The organism is Bradyrhizobium genomosp. III (assembly GCF_000261705.1).
GTDB classification, from domain to species: Bacteria; Pseudomonadota; Alphaproteobacteria; order Rhizobiales; family Xanthobacteraceae; genus Bradyrhizobium; species Bradyrhizobium ottawaense.
On sequence record NZ_AJQF01000422.1, the window covers coordinates 1 to 4,435 of the forward strand.

Genomic DNA, 4,435 nt, shown 5'->3' on the forward strand with positions numbered 1-4,435 from the left:
GGCTTCCGCACCGGCCGTGACGTCGTGATCGGCGCACTGCTGGGCGCCGACGAGTTCGGCTTCGCCACCGCGCCGCTGATTGCGGCCGGCTGCATCATGATGCGCAAGTGTCATCTCAATACCTGCCCGGTCGGCGTCGCGACCCAAGACCCCGTCCTGCGCAAGCGCTTCACCGGCCAGCCCGAGCACGTGATCAACTACTTCTTCTTCGTCGCCGAGGAAGTCCGCGAGATCATGGCTTCGCTCGGCTTCCGCACCTTCAACGAGATGGTCGGCCAGGTTCAGCTGCTCGACCAGACCAAGCTGGTCGCGCACTGGAAGGCCAAGGGCCTCGACTTCTCCAAGCTGTTCGTCAAGCAGAAGGAAGAGAAGGGCCAGAAGATCTATCACTCCGAGCGCCAGAACCATCATCTGGAAGCGGTGCTCGACCGCACGCTGATCGAGAAGGCAAAGCCTGCGCTCGATCGCGGCGCGCCGGTGAAGATCGAGGCCACGATCAACAGCACCAACCGTTCCGCCGGTGCGATGCTGTCGGGTGCGGTCGCCAAGATCTACGGCCATGCCGGCCTGCCGCACGACACGATCCATGTCGGCCTCAAGGGCACCGCGGGTCAGGCCTTCGGCGCGTGGCTGGCGCAGGGCGTCACCTTCGAGCTCGAGGGTGAAGCCAACGACTATGTCGGCAAGGGCCTCTCGGGCGGCAAGATCATTGTCAAGCCGCCGGCCAACAGCGGCATCGTGCCGGAAGAGAGCATCATCGTCGGCAACACCGTGATGTACGGCGCGATCCAGGGCGAGTGCTACTTCCGCGGCATCGCCGGCGAGCGCTTCGCCGTGCGCAATTCGGGCGCCGTTGCGGTGGTCGAGGGCGCGGGCGATCATTGCTGCGAATACATGACCGGCGGCATCGTGGTCGTGCTCGGCAAGACCGGGCGCAACTTCGCGGCCGGCATGTCGGGCGGCATCGCCTATGTCCTCGACGAGACCGGCGACTTCGACAAGCTCTGCAACCTGGCGATGGTCGAGCTCGAGCCGGTGCTGTCGGAAGAGCTGATCAACGCCGGCACCTACAATCACTCCGGTGACCTCGAGGCGCATGGCCGGGTCGACGTGTTCAAGAATTTGCTCGACTCCGACGTCGAGCGCCTGCACGTCCTGATCACGCGCCACGCGAAAGCGACCGGCTCCAAGCGCGCCGCCGACATCCTTGCCAATTGGAAGGAATGGCTGCCGAAATTCCGCAAGGTGATGCCGGTCGAGTACCGGCGCGCGCTGCGCGAAATGGCCGCCAACGCGGACGCCGAGCCGAAAATCGCGATCGGGGCGTAAGAGAAAGCCCTCATGGTGAGGAGGCGCGGAAAGCGCCGCCTCGAACCATGAGACCATCATCCGGGCCTCTATCCTTCGAGACGCGGCGCGAAGAGCGCGCCGCTCCTCAGGATGAGGAGTGAGAGAACAAACGACTAAGCGGCAGGGACTTCGGGTTTAATGGGCAAGATCACGGGTTTTCTCGAAATCGAACGGCATGACCGCAAGTACACCCCGGTCGCCGAGCGCGTGAAGCATTACAACGAGTTCGTCCTTCCCTTGACCGAGAAGGAAACGCGCGACCAGGCCGCGCGCTGCATGAACTGCGGCATTCCCTATTGCCACGGCACCGGCTCGGTCGCGCCCGGCACGCCCGGCTGCCCGGTCAACAACCAGATCCCCGACTGGAACGACCTCGTCTACCAGGGCAATTGGGAAGAAGCCTCGCGCAACCTGCACTCGACAAACAATTTCCCGGAGTTCACCGGCCGCATCTGCCCGGCGCCGTGCGAGGCCTCCTGCACGCTCAACATCGACGACAACCCCGTCACCATCAAGACCATCGAATGCGCGATCGTCGACCGCGCCTGGGACAATGGCTGGCTCAAGCCTGAGGTCGCGTCCGTCAAGACCGGCAAGAAGGTCGCGGTGATCGGCTCGGGCCCGGCCGGTATGGCCTGCGCGCAGCAGCTCGCGCGCGCCGGTCACGACGTGCATCTGTTCGAGAAGTACGCCAAGGCCGGCGGCCTGCTGCGCTACGGCATCCCTGACTTCAAGATGGAGAAGGGCGTCATCGACCGCCGCGTCAAGCAGATGGAAGGCGAAGGCGTCACCTTCCACTACAACAGCCATGTCGGCGCTGACGGCAATGTCGATCCGCGCGAGATGCTCAACGAGTATGACGCGGTGGCGCTGACCGGCGGCGCGGAAGCGCCGCGCGACCTGCCGATTCCCGGCCGCGAGCTGTCAGGCATCCACTACGCCATGGACTTCCTGCCGCAGCAGAACCGCCGCGTCTCTGAGGAGCCGCTGAACGGCGTCCAGGAGATCCTGGCCGGCGGCAAGCACGTCGTCGTCATCGGCGGCGGCGACACCGGATCGGACTGCATCGGCACCTCGCTGCGCCAGGGCGCGCTGTCGGTGACCCAGCTCGAGATCATGCCCGCCCCGCCCGAGCGCGAGAACAAGGGCCTGACCTGGCCGAACTGGCCGCTCAAGATGCGGACGTCCTCCAGCCAGGCCGAAGGCGCCGTGCGCGAATACGCGGTGCTGACCCAGAAGTTCACCGGCGAGAACGGCCAGGTCAAGAAGCTGCACTGCGTGCACGTCGACGACAAGTTCAAGCCGATTGCCGGCACCGAGTTCGAGCTCGATGCCGACCTCGTCCTGCTCGCGATGGGCTTCGTCCATCCCGTGCACGAGGGCCTGCTCAAGATGCTCGCGGTCGAGCTCGACCCCCGCGGCAACGTCAAGGCCAACACGCTCGACTACCAGACCTCCCGCCCGAACGTGTTCACCGCCGGCGACATGCGCCGCGGCCAGTCGCTGGTGGTATGGGCGATCCGCGAGGGAAGGCTGTGTGCAAGGTCGATCGATACGTTCCTGATGGGGAAGACGGACCTGCCGCGCTGAGCTGTCATTCCGGGGCGCGCCACTTGGCGCGAGCCCGGAATCCATCAGGCCGCAAGCTTAGTGGATAAATGGATTCCGGGCTCGCGCTTCGCGCGCCCCGGAATGACGAGCGGAGAGAGCCTCGCCCCCGCGCGGCATCTCACTCCGACGTGTGCCGACAGGCGCACTAATTCTGCAGCCTCACCCCGACCATCACCACCGTCCCCTGCGAGCTCGAGCCCGCCTGGTTCGAATCCAGGATGTCATGGCGCAGCGTGCCCTTGACCCAGATGTTGCGGTTGAGCTTGTAGATCAGGTTGCCTTCGAGCGAGTAGGTCTTGTCGTTGCGGTTCTGGCCCTGGTAGTCGAGCGTGCCGTAGGTGAATTTTCCGACGGCCGTCAGCCAGCGGCGGAAGTCGTGATCGACTTCGGCCGAATAGGTGCGCACCAGGACGCCCGAGGAGCCGGGGATGGTGGTCTCCGCGATCTGCGTGTCCGTGAAGAATTTCACCGTGGTGAGGCCGCTCGCATTCCAGATCAGCGAGCCCGAGGTCAGGAAGCCAGCAAGCTGGCTGAGGCGCGGGTCGGTATAGTTGCGCGCGGAATAGCCGACCGAGATCTCGCCGGTGAGGATGCGCGAGAATTCGAAGGACGAGCCGACCTTGGCATAACCGCCGTTGGAATCGCGGAAGTAGCCGTTGCGGTCGGCGGCCTGATCGTGGACGCGGGAATCGCCCTGGATCTCGACGAACGGCTTCAGGCCGGGCTTGAGGTCGTAGGAGAAGCGCCCGATGCCGCCATACTGGTTGAAGTCGCGATCGTTGTTGGTGAATGTCGAGCCGTCGGTGAGCTTGGAGTCCGTGTAGGCGGTGCGATCGACGGTGGCGCCCGCGGCAACCTGGAAACGATTGAAGGTCTGGTCGAAGCCGACCGTGGTGCCGTAGGCGGCGTAGACAGGATATTTCTGCAGGCCCGCCTGCACGTTCGGGCTGCCGGGATTGTCGGTGGCGAGCCGCAGGCGCAGCTGCGAGGTCAGCTTGAGGTCGCGGTCGACGTCGAGGCGGCCGTCGACATGGCCAGTGAAGTCGGGACGATTGATCTCGACCGGCGAAGGCGAGGCAAAGCCGTCGATCGTCGCCGGCATGTTGTTGGTGTAGCCGGAGAACGAGCCGCGCAGATCGGCGACCAGCGCGTGGCGCTCCCAGTCGGACATCACCAGCAGATCGGGTGCGACGACGTAGACCGGCGATCCCACCGGCTTGTTGAGACGCGCAGGATTGGTGTCGTAGCCGGTGGAGAGCTCGAGCCCGCCCTTGATCAGAAAACTGCCGGCGTAGTCGCCGACGGCCCCAAACGCATCGTCATCCGCCTTGAGGCGACGGCGCAGCGGCTGGCCGGGCACGGTGCCCGCCATCGCCGCCGGCACCGGCGCCTTGTTGGCGGAGGCGGATGGCGGCGGCGCGATTCTGGGCAGGCCGAGCGTCGATGGCGGCGGCACCGTGGTCGGCGCCGGCGA

3 protein-coding genes are annotated in these 4,435 nt (G+C 65.5%); 2 read left to right on the plus strand and 1 reads right to left on the minus strand.

The window, feature by feature from the left end:
* Both IC66_RS0133685 and IC66_RS0133690 read left to right on the plus strand, forming a co-directional pair.
* The coding region (locus IC66_RS0133685) for a glutamate synthase-related protein (RefSeq protein ID WP_038950590.1) at nucleotides 1-1,329 on the plus strand (1,329 nt) is incomplete at its 5' end.
* A gap of 159 nt (nucleotides 1,330-1,488) precedes the next feature.
* Entirely contained in the window at nucleotides 1,489-2,940 is a 1,452-nt protein-coding gene (locus IC66_RS0133690; RefSeq protein ID WP_038950591.1) for a glutamate synthase subunit beta, read from the plus strand.
* 166 nt (nucleotides 2,941-3,106) lie between these two features.
* On the opposite strand, the gene IC66_RS0133695 is transcribed toward IC66_RS0133690, so the two are convergent.
* On the minus strand, nucleotides 3,107-4,435 hold a 1,329-nt coding region (locus IC66_RS0133695), incomplete at its 5' end, for an outer membrane beta-barrel protein (RefSeq protein ID WP_038950592.1).